Annotated in this window: 20 protein-coding genes; 17 read left to right on the top strand and 3 right to left on the bottom strand. The window is 65.5% G+C overall.

Annotation, left to right across the window (positions count from 1 at the left end):
* The first annotated feature begins 69 nt into the window (after positions 1 to 69).
* A complete protein-coding gene (locus RTH46_RS17345) occupies positions 70 to 1,122 on the top strand; it encodes an NAD(P)-dependent alcohol dehydrogenase (protein ID WP_316906206.1) in 1,053 nt (350 codons plus the stop codon).
* A 233-nt stretch (positions 1,123 to 1,355) separates the two neighbouring features.
* A complete protein-coding gene (locus tag RTH46_RS17350; protein ID WP_316906207.1) occupies positions 1,356 to 2,558 on the top strand; it encodes a sugar transporter in 1,203 nt (400 codons plus the stop codon).
* Here RTH46_RS17350 and RTH46_RS17355 read toward each other — a convergent pair.
* Both RTH46_RS17355 and RTH46_RS17360 read right to left on the bottom strand, forming a co-directional pair.
* Positions 2,555 to 3,193, bottom strand: a complete 639-nt coding sequence (locus RTH46_RS17355; RefSeq protein WP_153788527.1) for a cupin domain-containing protein — start codon at positions 3,191 to 3,193, stop codon at positions 2,555 to 2,557. The two genes, RTH46_RS17350 and RTH46_RS17355, sit on opposite strands and share 4 nt — an antisense overlap.
* 11 nt (positions 3,194 to 3,204) lie before the next feature.
* Positions 3,205 to 3,360 (bottom strand): hypothetical protein, encoded by a 156-nt coding sequence (locus RTH46_RS17360; RefSeq protein WP_153788526.1) that lies wholly within the window; start codon positions 3,358 to 3,360, stop codon positions 3,205 to 3,207.
* Positions 3,361 to 3,517: 157 nt separating this feature from the next.
* Here RTH46_RS17360 and RTH46_RS17365 point away from each other — a divergent pair, with 157 nt between their 5' ends.
* From RTH46_RS17365 to RTH46_RS17380, 4 genes are all read left to right on the top strand, one after another.
* Positions 3,518 to 3,907: a GFA family protein gene (locus RTH46_RS17365; RefSeq protein WP_153788525.1), complete on the top strand. Its 390-nt coding sequence runs from the start codon at positions 3,518 to 3,520 to the stop codon at positions 3,905 to 3,907.
* A gap of 36 nt (positions 3,908 to 3,943) precedes the next feature.
* On the top strand, positions 3,944 to 4,396 hold the full coding sequence (locus RTH46_RS17370; protein WP_153788524.1) for a bleomycin resistance protein: 453 nt from the start codon (positions 3,944 to 3,946) through the stop codon (positions 4,394 to 4,396).
* Positions 4,397 to 4,475: 79 nt separating this feature from the next.
* Complete coding sequence (locus RTH46_RS17375) at positions 4,476 to 6,131, top strand: metallophosphoesterase family protein (RefSeq protein WP_316906208.1); 1,656 nt, start codon at positions 4,476 to 4,478, stop codon at positions 6,129 to 6,131.
* A gap of 28 nt (positions 6,132 to 6,159) precedes the next feature.
* Entirely contained in the window at positions 6,160 to 6,561 is a 402-nt protein-coding gene (locus RTH46_RS17380; RefSeq protein WP_153788522.1) for a hypothetical protein, read from the top strand.
* Here RTH46_RS17380 and RTH46_RS17385 read toward each other — a convergent pair.
* Positions 6,558 to 7,175: a LysE family transporter gene (locus tag RTH46_RS17385; protein ID WP_110994761.1), complete on the bottom strand. Its 618-nt coding sequence runs from the start codon at positions 7,173 to 7,175 to the stop codon at positions 6,558 to 6,560. The two genes, RTH46_RS17380 and RTH46_RS17385, sit on opposite strands and share 4 nt — an antisense overlap.
* A gap of 95 nt (positions 7,176 to 7,270) precedes the next feature.
* Here RTH46_RS17385 and RTH46_RS17390 point away from each other — a divergent pair, with 95 nt between their 5' ends.
* The 11 genes from RTH46_RS17390 (at position 7,271) to RTH46_RS17440 (ending at position 20,860) form a co-directional block, all read left to right on the top strand.
* Complete coding sequence (locus tag RTH46_RS17390; protein ID WP_153788521.1) at positions 7,271 to 7,519, top strand: helix-hairpin-helix domain-containing protein; 249 nt, start codon at positions 7,271 to 7,273, stop codon at positions 7,517 to 7,519.
* A gap of 81 nt (positions 7,520 to 7,600) precedes the next feature.
* Positions 7,601 to 7,819, top strand: a complete 219-nt coding sequence (locus RTH46_RS17395) for an MbtH family protein (RefSeq protein WP_153788520.1) — start codon at positions 7,601 to 7,603, stop codon at positions 7,817 to 7,819.
* Positions 7,816 to 8,535, top strand: coding sequence for a thioesterase II family protein (locus RTH46_RS17400; protein WP_316906209.1), 720 nt, complete (start codon positions 7,816 to 7,818; stop codon positions 8,533 to 8,535). Before RTH46_RS17395 ends, RTH46_RS17400 begins: the two co-directional genes overlap by 4 nt.
* Positions 8,536 to 8,614: 79 nt before the next feature.
* Positions 8,615 to 9,166, top strand: coding sequence for a hydrolase (locus RTH46_RS17405; protein ID WP_316906210.1), 552 nt, complete (start codon positions 8,615 to 8,617; stop codon positions 9,164 to 9,166).
* The gene (locus tag RTH46_RS17410) at positions 9,163 to 10,245 is read left to right on the top strand and encodes a DUF1615 domain-containing protein (protein ID WP_306109341.1); all 1,083 of its coding nucleotides are present in this window, start codon (positions 9,163 to 9,165) and stop codon (positions 10,243 to 10,245) included. The genes RTH46_RS17405 and RTH46_RS17410 overlap by 4 nt, the downstream gene beginning before the upstream one ends.
* 147 nt (positions 10,246 to 10,392) lie before the next feature.
* Positions 10,393 to 16,242, top strand: coding sequence for a manganese-oxidizing multicopper oxidase MnxG (gene mnxG, locus RTH46_RS17415; protein WP_316906211.1), 5,850 nt, complete (start codon positions 10,393 to 10,395; stop codon positions 16,240 to 16,242).
* A 560-nt stretch (positions 16,243 to 16,802) separates the two neighbouring features.
* On the top strand, positions 16,803 to 17,045 hold the full coding sequence (locus RTH46_RS17420) for a hypothetical protein (protein WP_153788515.1): 243 nt from the start codon (positions 16,803 to 16,805) through the stop codon (positions 17,043 to 17,045).
* Between the two features lie 29 nt (positions 17,046 to 17,074).
* Complete coding sequence (locus RTH46_RS17425; protein WP_316906212.1) at positions 17,075 to 17,341, top strand: DUF3077 domain-containing protein; 267 nt, start codon at positions 17,075 to 17,077, stop codon at positions 17,339 to 17,341.
* A gap of 236 nt (positions 17,342 to 17,577) precedes the next feature.
* The gene (locus RTH46_RS17430) at positions 17,578 to 19,557 is read left to right on the top strand and encodes a cytochrome D1 domain-containing protein (protein WP_316906213.1); all 1,980 of its coding nucleotides are present in this window, start codon (positions 17,578 to 17,580) and stop codon (positions 19,555 to 19,557) included.
* Positions 19,554 to 20,207 carry an SCO family protein gene (locus RTH46_RS17435; protein WP_125464458.1) on the top strand — a complete coding sequence of 218 codons (654 nt, stop codon included), beginning with the start codon at positions 19,554 to 19,556 and terminating at the stop codon, positions 20,205 to 20,207. Before RTH46_RS17430 ends, RTH46_RS17435 begins: the two co-directional genes overlap by 4 nt.
* On the top strand, positions 20,204 to 20,860 hold the full coding sequence (locus RTH46_RS17440) for an SCO family protein (RefSeq protein WP_316906214.1): 657 nt from the start codon (positions 20,204 to 20,206) through the stop codon (positions 20,858 to 20,860). Before RTH46_RS17435 ends, RTH46_RS17440 begins: the two co-directional genes overlap by 4 nt.
* The last annotated feature ends 99 nt before the right edge of the window (positions 20,861 to 20,959 follow it).

The following is a 20,959-nucleotide window of genomic DNA, read 5'->3' on the forward strand; positions in this document are numbered from 1 at the left end:
GCGATGGGCGAGGGCGGTTTGGGCGCCCAAAATGCGCCGCCTGAATCGTTTCACTCTTCGAGGTTTCCCATGTACAAGGCCATCGGCTATGCCGCCCAGACCCCCAGCAGCCCCCTGGCTCCCATGACCTTCCAGCGCCGCAGCCCGCGCGCCGATGATGTCGCCATCGAGATCCTCTACTGCGGCGTGTGCCACTCCGACATTCACCAAGCGCGCAACGAGTGGGGCATTGCCGTATACCCGCTGATGCCGGGCCACGAGATTGTTGGCCGCGTTACTGCGGTGGGCGAAAAAGTCAGCCGCTATCAGGTCGGTGACCTGGTCGGCGTGGGCTGCATGGTCGACTCCTGCCGCCAGTGCGAGGCTTGCCGCCAGGACGTCGAGCAGTACTGCCTGCAAGGCCCGACCATGACCTACGCCACCCCCGATCGTGTGGACGGTAGCAACACCATGGGCGGCTACTCCAACAGCATCGTGGTCAGCGAACACTTCGTGCTGCGCATCCCCCAGGGCCTGGACCTGGCCAGCGCAGCGCCGATTCTGTGCGCCGGCATTACCACCTATTCGCCACTCAAGCACCACGGCGTCGGCCCCGGCCACAAGGTCGGCGTGCTGGGCATGGGCGGCCTGGGCCACATGGGCATCAAGTTCGCCAAGGCGCTGGGCGCCGAAGTGACCCTGTTCACCCGCTCTGCGAGCAAGGCCGAAGAAGCGCGCCGCCAGGGCGCTGACCATGTGATCGTGTCCACCGATGCCGAACAGATGCGTGGCGCTGCCGGGCGCTTTGACTTCCTGCTCGACACCATTCCGGTGCAGCATGACCTCAACCCCTACCTGGAAACCCTGGCGTTTGGTGGCGTGCACATTCTGGTCGGGCTGATCGAGCCGGTTGATCCGCCGGTACATGCTGCCAACCTGGTGATGAAGCGCCGGGTGCTGGCCGGTTCGTTGATCGGCGGTATCGCCGAAACCCAGGAGGTGCTGGATTTCTGTGCCGAGCACGGGATCAGCTGTGATATCGAGATGCTCGATATCCGCAATATCAACCAGGCCTATGAGCGGATGATCGTCGGGGATGTGAAGTATCGGTTCGTGATCGACATGGCGACGTTGCAGGCCTGATCTTATCGCGGGGCAAGCCCGCTCCCACGACGGCACTGATGGTCGTGGGAGCGGGCTTGCCCCGCGATTGCGTTGTGGCGTCTTGCCATGGCCGCGCCCTGTGGTTGTGACGCCCGCCCTTGATGCGTACCATGCCCGGCATCCTTCCAATAACAACACGTGCGTCAACGGCCCTGATCCCCGGCCGCAGACGCGCGCCCTGTTGCCTTGCCCGCGGAGAAACACCCCTTCACATGAATGGCCCCGTACCCACCTCAATGCCGCCCACCGCCGGCACCGGCAGTTGGCTGAGCGTCATCGCCCTGGCGCTGGCGGCGTTCATCTTCAACACCACCGAGTTCGTCCCGGTGGCGCTGCTCAGCGACATCGGCCGCAGCTTCGACATGACCACCGCGCAGGTCGGCCTGATGCTGACCATCTACGCCTGGGTGGTGGCGCTGGCCTCGCTGCCGATGATGCTGATGACCCGCAACATCGAGCGCCGCCGCCTGCTGTTGCTGGTGTTCCTGGTGTTCATCGTCAGCCATGTGCTGTCGTGGCAGGCGCAAAGCTTCGCCATGCTGCTGGTCAGCCGCATCGGCATCGCCCTGGCCCACGCGGTGTTCTGGGCCATCACCGCGTCGCTGGCGGTGCGTGTGGCGCCGCCGGGGCAGCAGGCCAAGGCCCTCGGGCTGCTGGCCACCGGCACCACCCTGGCGATGGTCATGGGTATTCCGCTGGGGCGGGTGGTGGGTGAGGCGCTGGGCTGGCGGGTGACTTTCCTGGGCATTGCCGGGGTGGCGCTGGGGACCATGCTCTGCCTGACGAAATCGCTGCCGCTGCTGCCCAGCCAGAACTCGGGCTCGCTGCGCAGCCTGCCGATCCTGTTCAAGCGCCCGGCGCTGGTGATCACCTATGTGTTGGTGACGCTGGTGATCACCGCGCAGTTCACGGCTTACAGCTACATCGAGCCCTTCGCCCTGCACGTGGCGCAGATCGGCGGCGAGCGCACCACGCTGCTGCTGTTGCTGTTCGGTGGCGCGGGCGTGTTCGGTTCGCTGCTGTTCAGTCGCTACAGCGATCGCTTCCCCCATGGCTTCCTGGTCGGTTCGATCGGTGCGCTGGCGACCTGCCTGCTGTTGCTGTTGCCGCTGTCGGGCAACTTCTACCTGTTCGCTGGCTTGAGCATGGTCTGGGGCATCGCGATCTTGAGCTTTAGCCTGTCGCTGCAGTCCAAGACCCTCAAGCTCGCCTCGGACGCCACCGACGTGGCCATGGCGCTGTTCTCGGGCATCTACAACATCGGCATCGGCGGTGGCGCGCTACTGGGCAGTATCGTCAGCAGCCAGGCGGGTGTGGCGAATATCGGCATGGTCGGCGGGGGCGTGGCGGTGGTCGGGCTGCTGCTGGCAGCGGCCAGCACCCGCCGATTCCGTGAGGCGCTGGGCGGGGCTTAGTCCCCCAGGTTCAGCGCGGCCTCTTTAAGCCAGACCCGCGCGCCCTCGCTGCCGGCCTTGAATTCGACGGCCTGCCCCGCCGGCAGGCGCATCCAGCTCCAGGTCGGCAGGCTGCCCGCCGTGCCGTGCAACTGGCCGGCCAGTACCAGCAGCTCCAGCCCACGGCCATTGTCCCAGCAGCAGGTTTCACCGGGTTGCAGCACTTCCAACCAGACCCGTTCATGGTCATTTTCGAACAGCCTTCCGCCCTGCGCGGGTAACTGCATGACCAGCGCCTGGCGATCCTGCGCATGGAACTGACGCAGGCGCACGAAGATCACGCAGCCCTCGCTGGCGCCCGGGGCATGGGCGCTGCCCGGTGGGTTGCGCACGTAGCTGCCGACCGGGTAACGGCCGTGCTCATCCTCGAACACCCCTTCCAGCACCACGAACTCCTCGCCGGCACCATGCACATGGGCACTGAAACGGCTGCCCGGCGCATAACGCACCAGCGAGGTGGCCCGCGCCTTCTCGCCGCCGACCCGGTACAGCATGCGCCGCTCGACGCCGGGCAGTGGGCTGGGCAACCACGGCAATGCGGCGCCGTGCACGGTCACGGGGCGGGACAGGTCAGCGTTCAGCTGCAGGTCGTGCATGCGGGCTCCAGTCAGCGCAGGAAGGGGTTGCGCAGGCGCACCCAGACAATCGCCGGCAGGGCCATCAGCAACCATTTGAGGTAGCGGTTCACGTCGTACTGTTCGCAGGCCACGCCGATGACGGTGCACACCACCACCACCGCGAGGAACTCGATCATCTTGTGCATCGGTTGCTTTCCATCATTGGCGCAAAGGAGGGCGCGCACTTTACCAGTTGGCAGGCCAGCATAGCGCCGTTGCATTTCGCCGTAACATTTTCACGCTTTACAGTTGAGCGTGCCCAGCTACCGTCCTGCCAGTTTCATCAGCCAAGGACGCGCCCCCATGCCTACTCACTACGGCGGCTGCCTGTGCGGCCGTATCCGCTTCAGTGCTCGCGGTACGCCGCGGTTTCCCCATACCTGCTCCTGCCATATGTGCCAGCGCCACTCCGGCAGCTTGACCCTGTGCTGGGTGGAGTTCGACAAGGCCGACGTGTCGTGGACCGGGGAGGGCGGGGTGCCGAGCCTGTATCGCTCTTCCGAAGGCTCCAGCCGCGCCTTCTGCCCGACCTGCGGCAGCTCCCTCGGCGCCATCGACGATGCGCCTACGGTAGCTTTGCTGCTGGGGTGTTTTGACGCGAAAGGGGCCGAGGCCTTGCGGCCGACCGCGCATTCGTTCAGCACCTCGCGACCAACTTGGTGGACGCCCGACGTTCGCACTGACACCCTGTGAGCGGCCAGCCCAACCAACACGTCATGGAAGATCGCAATGTTCAAGCGCAACAGTCTGGTCCCCGAACTGATCGTCAGCGACCTCGAGGCCAGCCTCGGTTTTTGGGTTTCACTGCTGGGTTTCGACATCGCCTATCAACGCCCGGAACAGCGTTTCGCCTACCTGGACCTGAACGGGTCGCAGGTCATGCTCGAACAGCTCGACCCCGATGACAATTGGCTTACCGGCCCGTTGGAAAAACCCCTGGGGCGGGGCATGCACCTGCAGATCGACGTGGTGGCGGTCGAGCCACTGATCGAGCGTCTCGAGCAGCAACGCTGGCCGCTGTTCAGGCCCTGCGAGGAGGTGTGGTACCGGGTGGGAGAGGCTGAAGTGGGGCTGCGCCAGTTCCTGGTGCAAGACCCCGACGGCTACCTGCTGCGCTTGGCGCAGTCGCTGGGGGAGAGGCCAGTTTCTGAGCGCAGTCAAACACGTCTGCTAGAAGCCTAGACCTAGTAAAATTGTCAGTGCCTCGTACAAGATTTGTTCAATAGAGTCTGCAGGGAGATACCCAGCCGAGACGCTAAAAATGAACAATAAATACTTAACCCGAGCAGCGATAAGTCTTTCGGCCGCGCTGGCAATATCAGCCTGCGCAGTGACCGCTGGCAACTCAAACCTTGCAACTCCCCCTCCAACCGAACCACAACGTGTTGCGCCGATTTTTCACTTCAACTGGGTGATATCCTCCGATCCACAATTCCCGCGAATAAATATGGGTGGCGACGGCCCCGCATTTGACGAGAGCCTGTCTCGCCAGTTGATATCGGCGCAATACAACAATATCAATGCCTTCAGAAACGCCAATGGCGGTGCAGCGAACGTTCCTGTTTTCATCAATGGCGATCTGACTGAGTTTTATCATGGCAATCAGGCTCGCGAAATAAAAGGTCTGATGGCTATGCTCGGCCCTGCTGTTTATTATGGCCTGGGCAATCATGACTACGACAACAATGTGGATGACTGTCAGTACAATGGATGTGCACGGGATGCTGTAAGGGATGCCTACGCGCATGGCCAGGCCATAAGTGCGGAAGCCCTGGACATGACGGTCACCTATGACAGCTGGACGAACCACCAACTCTGGAGAGGAAGCCTGGCGTATGCAAAGACGCTCAGCGACTTCATGTTCATTCAGTTGCACAATCATCCGGCTTACCAACGGAACTTCAAGGCCGATGAAGACCCCAATAAATCATTCACTTTCGATATAAAACAATCGCTTGACTGGCTTGAAGCACGGCTGCGCGCTGCGAAAGATGCAGGTAAAATACCGATCATTAATATGCATCGTCCTCCGTTAGATCCCACAGATGGTTACTCCTTAGCGGATATCGAGCGATTCAAGAAATTGGTCGAAGACTATGGCGTCAAGGCCATTTTCTATGGGCATACCCATCTCATCGAAAAAGGCAGCTTCGGCAGTGTGCCCACCTTCAACAGTGGCGCCGCCCATAATAAGAACTTCCTGGTCGCCCAGTACAATATTCGCCATGGCGAAGTGACCGTCAAGCAAGCCACTGATAACGTGGTTCAAACGAATCCCTATGGCACGTTCAAGGTCAAGGATGCGCAAACGGCAAGCGATCTTTCAACAGAGATATACATCATTCCAGACATGGCCGACCTCACGGTCAAACAACCCCCTATACCTTATTTACTGTGGACGTCGGTGACGCTACAAGTAGCAGGCCAACCGCCAAGGACCCTCGATTTCCCGGCTGACAAAGAAGATGGCACGGTCAAATGGCGAATTGAAAACTTGAGCCCGAACACCGAGTACACGCTGTCGTACACAGCCCACTCCGAAAAGGGCACGTCCATTTCCGGTAGCAAACCGTTCAAGACGACCCCCAGGCTGGACCCGGTAAAAGATTGGTGTGCGCATCCCTACGCGGGCGACGGTACCGAGTCTGGCTGGAGGGCTAGCTGGGAGCGTGGAGAAAACTGGGGCGCCCTGAGGATGATGTACGAGCTGAACGTATATGGCGAGAACGGTGCAGTCGTGAAGCAGCTTGCCCTCACACCGGACATGGACGGCTTTATCGCTGCCTCCGTCTGGCATGACTACCGCGGCAAGAGTCACCAGATTGGCGTCAGGGCATTCAACATGAGCAGCCCCTCTGATTCGGCACCGCCCAGGAAGTACCCGCTGGATCTGCTGCCTATCATGGTTTGCCACTAGAGGCCTGGGGGCAGGCTATCCTTGCCCCATGACCAACCAACCTCCACTACGCCACCCATGCCCCCCGGGCGCCTGCGACTGCGGCCGCGAGCAACTGCTCGATGGCCCGGCCGAAGGTCGGCGCATCCTGCTGCTTACCCGCGAGGAAGAAAAGCGCCTGGTCGAACGCCTGGAAAACCTCAGGGACCTCGACGACCTCCATCATCTTCAAGGGCGCCTGTACCAGAACCTCGGCATTCGCGTGCACATCGCCCCCGGCTACAACGAGGTGCGCACCATGCGCGGCATCGTCATCGAACTGGAGGCGTTGCCCGGCCTGTGCCGCAAGACCCGCCAGGCGATCCCCGCCGCCATCCGCCGTGGCCTGGAGCGCAATCCGCAGGTGGCGTATCGCCTGCTGGATGCCCACGATTTGCTGGGTGGCGCCTAGCGCATTGCCGCCAGCTTGATCCCGAACCCAACCAGGCAAGCCCCCGCCAATCGCTCCAGCAGGTTGCTCACCCGTGGGCTGGCACGCATGCGCTCGGCCAGGTGGTGGGTGAGCAGCACGGCCACCAGGCCGTAGAGCAGGGTCAGCGCTGCCACGGTCACCGCCATGAAGCCGAAGGTCAACATGCCCTGGTGCTTCACCGGGTCGATGAACAGTGGGAAGAACGCCATGTAGAACATGATCGCCTTGGGGTTGAGCAGGGTGATCATCATGGTCTGGCGCAGGTAGCGCCCGCCGGCCATGCCACTGTCGCGCGGCGCCGCGCCGGGCTTGCTCAGCACCATGCGCAAACCGAGCCAGGCCAGGTAGGCGGCGCCGGCCCACTGCACCACGTGGAAGGCTGCCGGGTAGGCGGCCAGCAAGGTGGCCACACCCGCCACCGCCAGCCACATCAGCACCTGATCACCGAGGATCACCCCGAAGGTGGCGGCCAGCCCGCCCTTGATGCCGCCTTTGCCGGTGGCGGTGATCAGGGCGAAGTTGCCGGGGCCGGGGATCGCCAGGAGGATAAGGAACGCAATCACGAAAGCGCCGTAGTCGGTAACGCCGAGCATGGGGGAGTTCTCCAGGTGCGGGGTTGGCGGGCAGAAGACGATATATGCCATCATCCGCAGCGCTTGCAAAGCCGCAACATCACAAGGAGGTGAGGATGGCGTTTTCAGCCGATGAACGTGAGCAACTGCTGGCGGTCAAGGGCGTCGGCCCGACCGTGCTGCAGCGCCTGGAACAGCTGGGCTACAGCTCGCTGGCACAGTTGGCCCAGGCCGACGCCCGGCACATCGTCGAAGCCGCCGCCAGCCTGGTCGGCTCCAGTTGCTGGAAGAACAGCCCCCAGGCCCGCAGCGCGATTCAGGCCGCCATTGCCCAGGCCAGGTCATCGACCGGTGCCACCGGCTAATTTTCTCCAACCGTTTTTCGTTTCCTTGAGAGCCACGCTGCGCCCCGCGCATTCGGCCCTCATCATCCAAGGAGACAGGCAATGACTTCCGTTTTCGATCGCGACGACATCGTGTTCCAGGTAGTGATCAACCACGAAGAGCAATATTCCATCTGGCCCGACTACAAGGCCATCCCCAATGGCTGGCGCGCGGCCGGCAAAAGCGGCCTGAAGCAGGACTGCCTGGCCTGGATCGATGAAGTCTGGACCGACATGCGCCCGCTGAGCCTGCGCCAACAGATGGCCGCAGCCGCGCAGTGAGCACGGTGAACCTGCTGTGCCTGCCGTACTCCGGGGCCAGCGCCATGGTCTACAGCCGCTGGCGGCGCAAGCTGCCAGCCTGGCTGCAGGTGCGCCCGGTGGAGCTGCCGGGCCGCGGCGCGCGGCTGGGCGAGGCGTTGCACACCGACATGCAGGCCCTGGCCCGGCAACTGGCCAGCGAGCAGCGCCTGGCGGCCAACGCCCCCTACGCCTTGCTCGGGCACAGCCTGGGGGCGCTGGTGGCCTTCGAACTGGCCCACGAGCTGCAGGCACTGGGCTGCGCGCCACCGTTGGCGCTGTTCGCCTGCGGCACCGCGGCGCCGACCCGACGCGAGGACTATGACGGTGCGAACTGGCGCGAGCCGAAGAGCGACGAAGCGCTGCTGGCCGAACTGCGCAAGCTGGGCGGCACGCCCGAGGAAGTGCTGGCCAACCAAGAGCTGATGAGCCTGACGCTGCCGGTGGTGCGCGCCGACTTCCTGCTGTGCGGCCGCTATGCCTACCGCCAGCGGGCGCCGTTGCACTGCCCGCTGCATGTGCTCGGCGGCGACACCGACCGTGCCAACGCCGAGCAGCTGCAGGCCTGGCGCCGCGAGTCCCAGGGCGAGTTCAGCCTCCAGATGTTCCCCGGCGGGCACTTCTTCATCCACGAACATGAAGACCGTGTGCTGGGCGCGCTGACCGGGGCACTCGAGCCGTTGCGGCTCACCGCCTGATTGACGTCACCCCTTGCCTGGGCGAGGCTTGTCGCCTGTGTGGCGTCACGGCCACGGTTTTCCAGGCAAGGGGCTGACAATGCTGATCGATTCAACACGCGCCACGCTGCTGGTGGTCGACATCCAGGAAAAACTCATCGGCGCCATGAGCGACCCCGCAGGCACGGAATCCCGGGCGCGCTGGTTGCTGGCAGCGACCGCCGACCTGGAGCTGCCTACGGTGATTTCCGAGCAGTACCCCAAAGGCCTTGGCCACACCCTCGAATCCCTCAAGGCCGCTGCGCCGGGCGCTGAGTTCGTCGAGAAAAGCCACTTTTCCTGCGTCGCCGCCGACTGCCTGCCGGCCAGCCTGCTGGACCGCGAGCAGGTGATCGTGTGCGGCATGGAAACCCACGTCTGCGTGCTGCAGACCGTGCTCGGCCTGCTCGCCTTGGGCAAGCAGGTGTTCGTGGTCGAGGACGCCTGCGACAGCCGCACCGCCGCCAGCAAGGCCGCCGGCCTGGCACGCATGCGCGCCGCCGGGGCACAGATCGTCACCCGCGAGATGGTGCTGTTCGAACTGATGGGCAGCGCCAGCCACCCGCTGTTCCGCCATATCAGCAAGACCTACCTGGTGGGTGAACAGCCCTGAACGGGCGCCTGCTGGCCGTCGGCCTGCTGTGCCTGGGGCTGCTGCAGGGCTGCGCCGGGCGCCGCGAGGAGGCCGCCGAGGCCGACCCGGCCAAGGTCCGCGCCCAGCTGCTGCGTCTGTTGCCGGCGCAGGTCAAGGATCGCCAGGGCTGGGCCGAGGACATCCAGGTGGCGTTCCAGGCCCAGGGTATCGCGCCGAGCAAGGCCAACCTGTGCGCCGTGCTGGCGGTGACCGAGCAGGAGTCGACCTTCAACGCCGACCCGCAGGTGCCCAACCTGGGCCGTATCGCCCGTGAGGAGATCGACCGCCGCGCCGCGCGCCTGCATATCCCCAAGCTGCTGGTCGACGGCGCACTGCAAACAACTTCCAGCAACGGCAAGACCTACCAGCAGCGGCTGCTCGCGGTGCGCAGCGAAAAACAGCTCAGCGCTCTGTATGACGAAGTGATCGGCCGCCTGCCCCTCGGCCGGACTTTGCTCGACGGTCTCAACCCGGTGCACACCGGTGGGCCGATGCAGGTCAGCATCGACTTTGCCGAGCAGCATGCCAAAGGCTACCCCTACGCCTATCAAGGCACGATTCGCCAGGAAGTATTCAGCAGGCGCGGTGGCATGTATTTCGGCATCGCCCACCTGCTGGGTTACTCCACCCACTACGAGCGCCCGCTGTACCGCTTCGCCGACTTCAACGCCGGCTGGTACGCCAGCCGCAACGCGGCGTTCCAGGCGGCGTTGGGCCGCGCCAGTGTGACCACGCTGGCACTGGACGGCGACCTGATTGCCCCCGGTGCGATCCTGCCCGGCAAGACCGAGCAGGCGGCGCGCAAGCTGGGGCCGAAGCTCGGGTTGCGCAACCCGCAGATTCGCTCGCAGCTGGAGCAGGAGGGTAGCCTGGACCTTGAAGAAACCGAGCTGTACCAGGGCGTGTTCCGGCTGGCCGAAGGCAAAGTAGGCAAGCCGCTGCCGCGCGCGGTGCTGCCGGGGATCGAGCTGAAAAGCCCGAAGATCACCCGCAAGCTGACCACGGCCTGGTTCGCCGGACGAGTGGACGAACGCTACCAGCGCTGCATGCAGCGCTGATGCCCCCCGATTAAGGGCCTCAATTGGGTGATCTTCCCCGATTGGTAACTACGGCTAGATCCAAGCTATTGAAATAAAAAGAAAATTTTAATGGCATGAGCCTTGCTCACCTCCCCGCAGAGTCCTTGCGCCCCTCGGAGGTGACCCATGACGACCCCTCGCAAAGGCCCCGCCCTGACCACCTTGGTGCTGGCCCTGCTGGGCTGGCAGGAAAGCGGCGAAGCGGCCGTGCAATGCCAGCGCACCCTGACCGCCAACGTGGTGGCCCTCGACCAGCCGCTGATGTACAACCGCCTCGGTGCGCAGAATGCCAACGGCATGCTGTTCGCCCTGCGCCAGGATGTGGTGGACGAGCACCTGGTGCCGCTGAGCAAAGGTGGCGCGGCCGTCCCCGGCAAGGTCACCCTGCGCCCGGACAAGCGCCCGCGGCCGATCGTGCTGCGGGTGGCCGCCGGTGACTGCCTGACGGTCAACCTGACCAACCTGCTGGCGTACCAGGCCAACCCCAACAAGCACGGCATCGAACCCGAGGAGCCCGAAGGCGAGGAGGGCGAAGAGGTCGAGTTGCCGGACGCCGAAGGCGGCGAGCACTTCATCGCCGACGAGCAGGTCACCGACCGCCACGTCGGCTTCCAGGTCAACGGCATGCAGGCGGTCACCAGCATCGCCGACATCGCCGCCAACACCGGGCGCAACGGCAACTTCCTGGTCGCCCCCGGCGGCACCCGCAGCTACACCCTGTACGCCGAGCGCGAAGGCGCCTTCGCCGTGACCAGCCAGGGCGCCACCTTCGGCGGCCAGGGCGGTGCGGGCAACGTCGCCAATGGTTTGTTTGGCCAAGTGGCGGTAGTGCCCAAAGGTGGGCGCACCTACCGCAACACCCTCACCGAAGAAGAAATGCGCCTGGCGACTATCAGCCGTACCGCCACCGGCCAGCCGGTGATCAACTACGAAGCGCGCTATCCGCAGCTGGAACCCTGGATCGCCGAAGGCAAGGCCGGCAAGCCGATCATCGCCATGGTCGACGGCAACGAAATCCTCAACAGCGAGACCGACGCCATCGTCATGGGCCCCAACCCCGACGGCAGCTTCCCCAAGAACACCTACCCGCTGGAAAGCGTCGGCAAGCGCAACCCGGCGCTGCCCAACCGCCTGGAAGCGTTCCGCGACTTCGCCGCGCAGTTCGCCGACGAAGTGGCCGGCACCCAGGCCTTCCCCGGCTACTGGGCGGACCCGGTAATGGGCCATGTGCTGGAGCCGACCCGCGACTCGTTCATGATCAACTACGGCTCCGGCGGCATGGGCGCCGAGGTGGTGGCCAACCGGCTCGGCGTAGGGCCGATGCACGACTGCCTGTCATGCGCCTACGAGGAGTTCTTCCTCAGTGCCCACACGGTCGGCGATATCGGCACCCTGGTGGATATCCCGGCCAACGTCGGCCTGGAGCGCATCCGCCCGGGCGAAGTGCCGCCGGCCAGCGCCACTGGGGTCAAGGCCACCATGGCCCTGTACCCGGCCGAGCCTGCCAACGTGCACCACAGCTACATCGGTGACTTCACCAAGTTCCGCAACACCCACAATGGTCACGAGCAGCACATCTTCCACCTGCACGGCCACCAGTGGTTGTTCAACCCCAACGACGACAACTCCGACTACATCGACGCCCAGGGCATCGGCCCGGGCGTGGGCTACACCTACGAAATCGCCAACGGTGGTTCGGGCAACCGCAACCGGGTAGCGGGCGATGCCATCTACCACTGCCACTTCTACCCGCACTTCGCCCAAGGCATGTGGGCCATGTGGCGGGTGCACGATGTGTTCGAGCCCGGCACCCGGCTCGAGGTCAGCGGCGAGGGCGAGAACGGTTTCCACAGCACACCGTTCGCCCTGCGCAGCGGCAAGCCGGCCAATGGCGCGCGGGCCTTGCCCGACGGCGAGATCATCGCCGGCACGCCGATCCCGGCCATCGTGCCGCTGCCGGGCAAGGCCATGGCGCCGATGCCGGGCAAGGTCACCGTGGTGCCCAAGCTCGGCGAGGCGCTGGTGGCCCAGCATGACGACGATGACGAAGGGGAGGGCGACGACGATCATTCTGACCAGCCTGCCACCCCGCGCGCCGTGGGCTCCCTGGCCCTGGTCGATCGCAGCGAAAGCAACCGCAACGCCGACGGCAGCCTGAAAAACCCCGGCTATCCGTTCTGGATCGGCGGCATGGAAAGCAGCGTCGGCCAGCGCCCGCCAACCCCGCCGCTGGACATGCTCGACCCGGCCCTGGCACGCCAACTCAAGGACAGCGGCAAGGCACTGTGGGCCAACCTCGACGCCAACCAGGTCGATGGCTGGGACGGTGGCCTCGGTCGCCACGCCCTGGACGGCGTGTCTGCCGGTGGCGAGGCGGTCACCACCACCACCCGGCTGGACTTCTCCAAGGTGCTGCACAAGGCCAAGCCGATCTACCTGCCCGAAGAGGGCACCGAGGTGGAACAGGCGGCCATGCAGTTCCATGCCAAGGCCGAACACCCAAGTTTCGCCCTGGTCCCTGGCGGCGCGCCGGTGGCCAAGGCGTTCCGCACCAACGGCGCCTTGCCCACCGCCGGCGCGCCGTTCTACGAGCCTTGCATGGATGACCGTGGCAAGCGCCTGACCCAGTCCTCCGGGGTGGGCGAGTTCAACAGTGGCGAGACACTGACCGGCATGAGTTTCCGCGGCTCGTCCGCCTTCACCGCCGACCGGCCGCGCATCTACAAGGCCGCCAACATCCAGTTCGACGCGGTGTACAACAAGGTCGGCTACCACTTCCCGCAGGCGCGCATCCTCGCCCTGTGGGAGGACGCCTGGCCGGTGATCACCAAGCAGCGCCCGCCGGAGCCGCTGGTGATGCGCATGAACACCTTCGACTGCACCCAGTACGTGCACACCAACCTGATCCCGTCGTTCTATGAGATGGACGACTACCAGGTGCGCACCCCCACCGACGTGATCGGCCAGCACATCCACCTGCCCAAGTGGGACCTGACCGCCGCCGACGGCTCGGCCAACGGCTGGAACTACGAGGACGGCATCCTCTCGCCCGGCAGCGTGGTCGAGCGCGTGCACGCCATCCGCAGCTTCAACAACTGCACCGAGGGCGATGCCCGCGAAGGCACCGCCGCCTGCCCGAAAGCCAAGCAGCATCCGTACTTCGGCCGCTTCGGCCGGGCCGACTGGCTCGGTGCGCGCACCGCCATGCAACGCTGGTTCGCCGACCCGCTGGTCAACGTGCATAACGTCGACCGTGGCCTGGGCACCATCTTCACCCACGACCACCTCGGCCCATCGACCCACCAGCAGCTTGGGCTGTACGCCACCGTGCTGGCCGAACCTGCCGGGTCCACCTGGTACCACGCCGAAACCGGTGAGCAGTTGTACAACCCGGCGACCCGCCAGGACGGCGGGCCGACCTCGTGGCAGGCGGTGATCCAGACCGGCGACCACGACGGCGACGGCAAGAACGACAGCTACCGCGAGTTCTTCCTCGAATACAGCGACTTCCAGCACGCCTATGAAGCCGGTGTGTACGTGGGCGCCGGCCCCAACGGCATCCCCGACGGCCAGAGCTACCCGGCCACCGCCGACAGCTTCCGCTACGCCATCAACCCGCCGGTGCGCCAGGCCGCTTCCAACCTGCTGGAATCGGTGGTCGAGTCCCGTGGCGGGCTGAACCCCGGTTGCCCAAGCCGGCCATGCCCGCAGGCGATCTCGGTGGATGACCCCGGCATGTTCGTCGTCAACTACCGCAACGAGCCCCTGGCCCTGCGCGTGTACGACCCGAACAAGGTCGGCCCGGACGGCAAGCGCGGCATGCAGGCCGACGGCCTCGGCGGCGACCTGGCCTACGCCCTGCAGTCGCGCACCGACCGCGCCATCCCGGCGATGAACCTGGCGCCCTCGGCGATCACCCAGGCGGTCGGCCCTACCGGCGGCACCACGCAGTTCCCGCCGCACATCAACAAGGCCGGCAGCGAGCCGGGCGACCCGTTCACGCCGATGCTGCGCACCTACAGCGGCGACAACGTGCGCCTGCGCCTGCATGCCGGTGGCCATGAAGAGGAGCACAACGTCACCCTGCACGGCGTGAAGTGGCTGCAGAACGGCTCGGGCTTCGGTAACAGCTCCAACTCCGGGTGGAAGTCGTCGCAGATGATCGGCATCTCCGAGCAGATGGGCTTCCTGGCGCCGGTGTCGATGATTTCCAGTTCCGCCGCCACCAACGGCGACTACCTGTACTCCATGGACGCCGCCCTGGAAGGCTACTGGAACGGTATCTGGGGCGTGATGCGCAACTACACCGCCCAGCGCGCCGACCTGTTCGCGCTCCCCAACAACCCGCAGCCAGTGGCCATGCGCAACACCGTCAACTTCGACGGCATCTGCCCGAAAACCACGGCCAACGCCAATGGCGTGGGCACCCGGCCGACGGTCAAGCGCAGCTACGAGATCGTCGCGGCCCTGGCCAACGACATCCTCGAGAACCGCAACGGCGTGAGCATCAACGATCCGGCCGGCATCGGCCAGCATGTCGGCGGCGCGCTCAAGGCCAACGGCGGTACCCTGGTGTTCAACAGCCGCCGTACCAGCATCCCGCTGGTCAGTGGGGTCGACCCTGAGGATGGCGAACCCTTCACCATCGGCGGCCACAGCGCGCCGCTGCACGACCCGACCGCGGTGCTGTACGTGCGCAAAGCCGACCTCGACCCAAGCACCGGCAAGCTCAAGGCCGGGGTGCCGGTGGAGCCGCTGGTACTGCGGGCCAACGCCGGCGACTGCATCAGCATCACCCTGGAGAACCGCCTGCCACTGGTGATGCCCGACCTGCCGAGCACCGCCGTGATGCAGAACGTGGTCAAGCGCGACCGCTTCGACGGTGAAGGCTCCACCGCCTTCAACAACAACCTGATGCGCCCCTCCAGCCACGTGGGCCTGCACGCGCAATTGCTGGCCTACGACATCACCAAGTCCGACGGTGCCAACGTCGGCGCCAACCCGGTGCAGACCGTACCACCCCGGGCCGGCAACAGTGGTGCCTACCCGAGCCGGGTGTACCAGTACTACGCCGGGCACCTGGAGCGCGAAGGCAAACCCACCCTGCAACTGGGGCGCACGGTGGACAACATCAACACCACCGCCATCGAGTTCGGCGGCCTCAACCTGGCTCCGGCGGACTTCATCAAGCAGCCGCAGAAGGGCCTGGTCGGTGCCATGAGCATCCTGCCGCAAACCGCCACCTGGACCGAGGACGCGGCCAGCCGCGCCCAGGCCACGGTCAAGGTCAGCGGCCAGCCGGACTACCGCGACTTCGTCACGGTGTGGCAGCGCTCGCTGAACATGCGCTGGGCCGATGGCCGCCCGGTGGAGGGCATCGCCACCGAGGGTAATGGCGTGCCGGGCGATCCGAAGGACAACGGCAACATGGCCATGAACTACAAGACCGAGCCGCTGTGGTTGCGCTTCGGCCTGGCGCCGGACGCGCCGTTCGGCCATGCCGACGGCCTGGGCTTCGCCGACGTGCCCAATGCGCACATGGCCTACAGCAATGCCCTGATTGGGGGCGACCCGCAGACCCCGGTGCTGTACGCCAAGCCCGGGCAGCCGATGCGCAAGCACGTGCTGATGCCCAGCGGTGGCAGCCGCGGTATCACCTACCAGCTCGATGGGCACCTGTGGCCGCTGCACAACTACCAGGCCGAGAAGAGCGATATCGACGGATACCCCATGGGCTTGCCGGGGATTGGTTCGGTGCGCTTTGGCTACAACCCCATGGCGATGTACATCGGCGCGCAGGAGAGCGTGCTGCCGGCGGCGCACTTCAGCTTCATGCTGTCCAGCGCCGGGGGCGGGAATGCGGTGCCGGGGGATTACTTGTTCCGCGACTATGCGGCGTACGGGAACATGTCGGGGTTGTGGGGGATCTTGCGGGTGACCAATGAGCCGCCGCCGGCGACGGCGCCGGCGCAGTAGGGGGAGGGGTGTTGGAGGGCTGCCGCGGGGGATCGCGGCGGCCCTTTTGTTTTGGGGTGGGCCTCCAGGTGTAGGGCGGGAGATTGGGTGAGGGCCACCAAGTGCCTGCCGGTGTTTTTGCAGCGCCTATGAGATCGAGCGCCGCGCGGGCGGCGCTCGATCTTGAGAACGCTGCAGAGCTGTCGCCCTTCACCTGGTGGCCCACATGCGATCCCAAGACAGGCGCCTCCAAGGCAAACCGCTGACCCTGTTTAATCAGATTTAGCGGCTTCCCTGTAGTCCATTTCCCAAACATACTCCCCGCGCCTTTTTTCCATTGCGGCGGCAATTTCCGCCCTCTAGTCTCGCCAGGTCGCTGCACATCAGCGACTCGGCTTTGACAGGCCGCAATTGAAAGAATGCGCACTAGCTTCGCGCTCGATGGCGGCTGTGCGTGTGGGCACGCTCGCGTGCGCCGGTGTTTCCTTTCTTTCATCCGGTCTGTCAACCCACGCACAGCTGCCACCTTTCTGTTTGACAGCAGGTCTGTGGCAGTCCAACCCGAAAGAAAGGATCTAAAAATGTTAAAGATCGTCCCCGACCCACCCCATTTCCATCCCTTCCTCGAAGACACCCTGGTCCAGACCCACGAACACGTGCTCTGCGCCCAGGCCATCGTCCAACACGCCATCCCGCTGATCTTCAAATCCCCAGGCTCGATGCTGGTACTGGCAGTACTGCACGAAATCGAAACCGTGCGTACCCAGCTGGAATCCGCACTGGCCCAGATCCAGCTGACGGTGCACCCGCAAACCCTGCACTGACGGTTGTGTCGCGTTTCAAGGAGATCCCCATGCCTACAGACACCTCCCATACCACCGTCGCCAAAACCACCTTCACCCAGGGCGAAGGCAGCAACCGCCAACCCCTGTTCCGCATCGAGCCCGGCATCCCTTGTCAACACGCCCGCGATCAAGCCAGCGAACTGCTGGACTGCGTCCGCCACCTGACCCTGGTCGGGGTGATGGATCAAGACCCGCGTATGGTCTGGGCGGCGCATTACCTGAGCGCCCTGGCCAAGGCGCTGCTCGATGACGCCGAACTGGGCCTTGCCCACTGACCACTCCGGGGCCGGCACCCGGCCCCGGCTTCGGGGAATCAGCTTGGGGCAACCTCCCCAATCCTCTCGGGTTGTCATCCCAACTAGCTGATAAATAACAAAATTATTCCTGGCATAGCGCTTGCTAAAGCCTCCGCAGACCCTTGTCTTACCTGGAGGTGCAGCATGGTTACCCCGCTTTCCGTCATAGCCCCGTGCGTGCACGCCTGCCTCTTGGTCGACAAGGGTACCTGCCCATGAACCGCAAACTGCGCCCCGCCTACATGGGGCTTGTGCTGGGCTGGGCACTGATCGGTCTGGGCGTCGCCTACGAAAAACTCTGGTGCGACCCGCGCGAGCTGCTGCAGCAGCCCACCGACCCGCAAGCCCTGCACCGCCTCAGCCGCGACGGGGTGACAGTGGAGTTCGAGGCGCGGCCATTGGCCGGCGCCGAGTTGCGCGAAGGCGACTTCGCCAGTATCCGCTTCAAGGTCAGTGACCAGGCCAGCGGCCAACCGCTGTCGGGGATGGCCCCGGGGGCCTGGCTGGACCCGGCGCAGTCGGCGCCGGTGGGCGACCGCGACAGCAGCTGCAAGGCGCGGGTGGCGTTGTTCCTCAAGAGCAGCATCGGCGCCCGGCCATTGCTGGACCTCAACAGCTACTTCCTGCTGGTGCTGAACAAGGACGCCAGCCTCACGGTGATCGACCCGACGGTGTCGGTGGGCGGGGTGACCAGCACCCTGGCGCGCATCGACCTGCCGGGCCGGCCCATGGACTGGGTCGCCACCCGCGATGACCGCCAGGTGTTCGTGTCCATGCCCGAACGCAACCAGGTGGCCTTGATCGACACCGAAACCTTCCGCCGCGTGGCCACCCTCGATGCCGGCGAACAGCCCCTGCGCGTGGCCCTGCAGCCCGACCAGCGCCTGCTGTGGGTGGGCAACAACAGCAGCGATCCGGACAAGGGCGGCGTGACGGTGATCGACGTGCCCAGCCGCACCATGCTCAAGACCTTCATCACCGGCTCCGGCCACCACGAGATCGCCTTCAGCGCCGACTCGCGCTACGCCTTCGTCAGCAACCGCGACGGCGGCACCCTGAGCGTGATCGATACCGCCGCCATGCGCCTGGTGCAAACCCTCAAGGTGGGCCCGCACCCGCTGTCGGTGGCCTACTCGGCGCTGTCCCAGGCGGTGTACGTGGTCGATGGCCAGGAGGGCACGGTGCGGGTGATCGACGCACGCAGCCACCATGTGCGCCACACGGTCCAGGCCGAACCGGGGCTGGGGCCGATGCGCTTCAGCAGCGACGGGCGTTTCGGCGTGGTGCTCAATACCCTGGAGAACCAGGCGCTGGTGATCGACGCCAGCAACGACCAGTTGATCCACCGCATCCCGGTGGCCGCTGAGCCCTACCAGCTGACCTTCACCAAGGGCTATGCCTACGTGCGCGGCCTGGCCTCGCCGAAAGTCAGCATGATCAACCTGGCCAGCCTCGGCCAGGGCCGCACGCCGATCGTCCAGGGCTTCGAGGCCGGCCCCGCCGCGCCGCGCCAGGCCGGCGACCTGCCGCTGGCCCAGGGGGTGAGCGTGTCGCGCGACGACAATTCGGTGTTCGTGGTCAACCCGGTGGACAACACCACCTACTTCTACGCCGAAGGCATGAACGCGCCGATGTCGGGCTACAACAACCGCGGCCACCAGGCCCGCGCGGCCATCGTCATCGACCGCAGCCTGCGCGAGGTGGCGCCGGGGGTATACGGCTCCACGGTCAAGTTGCCGGCGGCCGGCACTTTCGATGTGGCCTTCCTGCTCAACCAGCCGCAGATCATCCACTGCTTCAGCACCGAGGTGGCGGCCTTGCCGGACGCCGGCTTGCGCAAGGTGGTGCACGCCGAGTTCCTAGGCACCGAACAGCCGTTGCTGCAGAACAGCCCGTTCGTGGCCCAGGTGCGCATCCTCGGCGAGGACGGCAAGCCACGCCCGGGCCTGCGCGACCTGAGCCTGCGCTACTTCCTCGCGCCGTCGTCGCTGCCGCGCAGCCTGCCGCTGACCGAAGTGGGCGAGGGCGTCTACCAGGCCTCCCTGGAGCTGGCCGAAGCCGGCGCCTGGTACCTGCATGTGCAGTCGCCCAGCCTGGGGCGCAAGTTTGCCGAAGACAACTACACCAGCCTGCGCGTGCTGCCGGCCGCCACGGCGCCTACCGCTTCCCAAGGGGAACCCAGGAGTCTGCGATGAACCCTGTCGATGCCGGAAAACTCTTTGCCCTGAGCCTGCTGCTGGCCAGCGACCTGGCCCTGGCCCACGCCGGCCATGATCACGGCGGCGCACCCCAGGCACCGCCCGCCGCCCACCAGGAAAAAGCCAGCGTGCGCTTTGCCGATGTCGCGCTGCTGGACCAGAACGGCATGCCGGTGCGCCTGGAAAAGGACCTGGTGGGCGACCACCTGGTGGTGATGGGCTTCATCTACACCAGCTGCACCACGGTATGCCCGGTGGTCTCGTCGATCATGGGCAAGGTCCAGCAGCAGCTGGGCGGGCGGGTGGGCGAGGAGATCCGCCTGGTGTCGATCAGCGTCGACCCTCAGCGCGACGACGCCAAACGCCTGGCCGACTACGCCAAGGCGTTCCAGCGCGGCCCGGGCTGGAGCTGGTTGACCGGGTCACCCTACGCCATCACCGAGACACTCAAGGGGCTGGGCAGTTTCAGCGCCAATCTCAGTGAGCACCCACCACTGATCCTGGTGGGTGACGGGCGCAGCGGGCACTGGACGCGCTTCTACGGCTTCACCGACCCCAACGTGCTGATCACCGAGGTCAACCGCCTGAGCGCACGGCGGGTACATGCCAAGAGCACGGCAATCGCCGGCAAAGAGGTGCAGCCATGAGCAGCCTGAGCACGCGCCGCGCCAGCATGCGCGGCTTCGACTGGGTGGTGCTGGGGGCCTGCCTGTGGATCCTCGCCTCGGTGGCGTTCGCCCACGAGGGCCATGCGCCGGCGCCGCAGCCGGCACCGCAGGCCATGGCGAGCGGTGGCGGCACCCGTGATGCGCAGACCTGGTTCACCGACACCCTGCTCAAAGACCAGAACGGCCGCGAGCTGCGCTTCTACAGCGATGTATTGAAGGACAAGGTGGTGATGCTCAACGTGATCTTCACCCACTGCAACGACGCCTGCCCGCTGATCACCCGCAAGCTGCGCGAAGTGCGCGAGGCCATGGGGCCTGAGCTGGCGGGGCAGGTGACCTTCGTTTCGGTCAGCAGCGACCCGCTCAACGACACCCCGCAAGTGCTCAAGGCCTTTGCCGAGAAGCAGGGCGTGGACGGGCCGAACTGGCTGTTTCTCACCGGTGACAAGGCCAGCGTCGACCTGGTGCTGGGGCGCCTGGGGCAGTTCCTGCCCAGCCCCGAGCAGCACTCCACGCAGTTGATCGCCGGCGACGTGGCCGGCAAGCGCTGGAGCAAGATCCGCCCCGATGCACCACCCGCCGCCATCGCCCAGCGCATGCAGCTGCTGGTGCAACCGCTGGCGGGGCGGTGAACGTCATGGGCCGCCAGACGCCGCCCATCGCGGGGCAAGCCCGCTCCCACGATAGGTGGGGCGTGGGAGCGGGCTTGCCCCGCGATGGGGGACGTCTGG

It is taken from the genome of Pseudomonas sp. zfem004, assembly GCF_032621715.1.
GTDB lineage: Bacteria > Pseudomonadota > Gammaproteobacteria > Pseudomonadales > Pseudomonadaceae > Aquipseudomonas > Aquipseudomonas sichuanensis.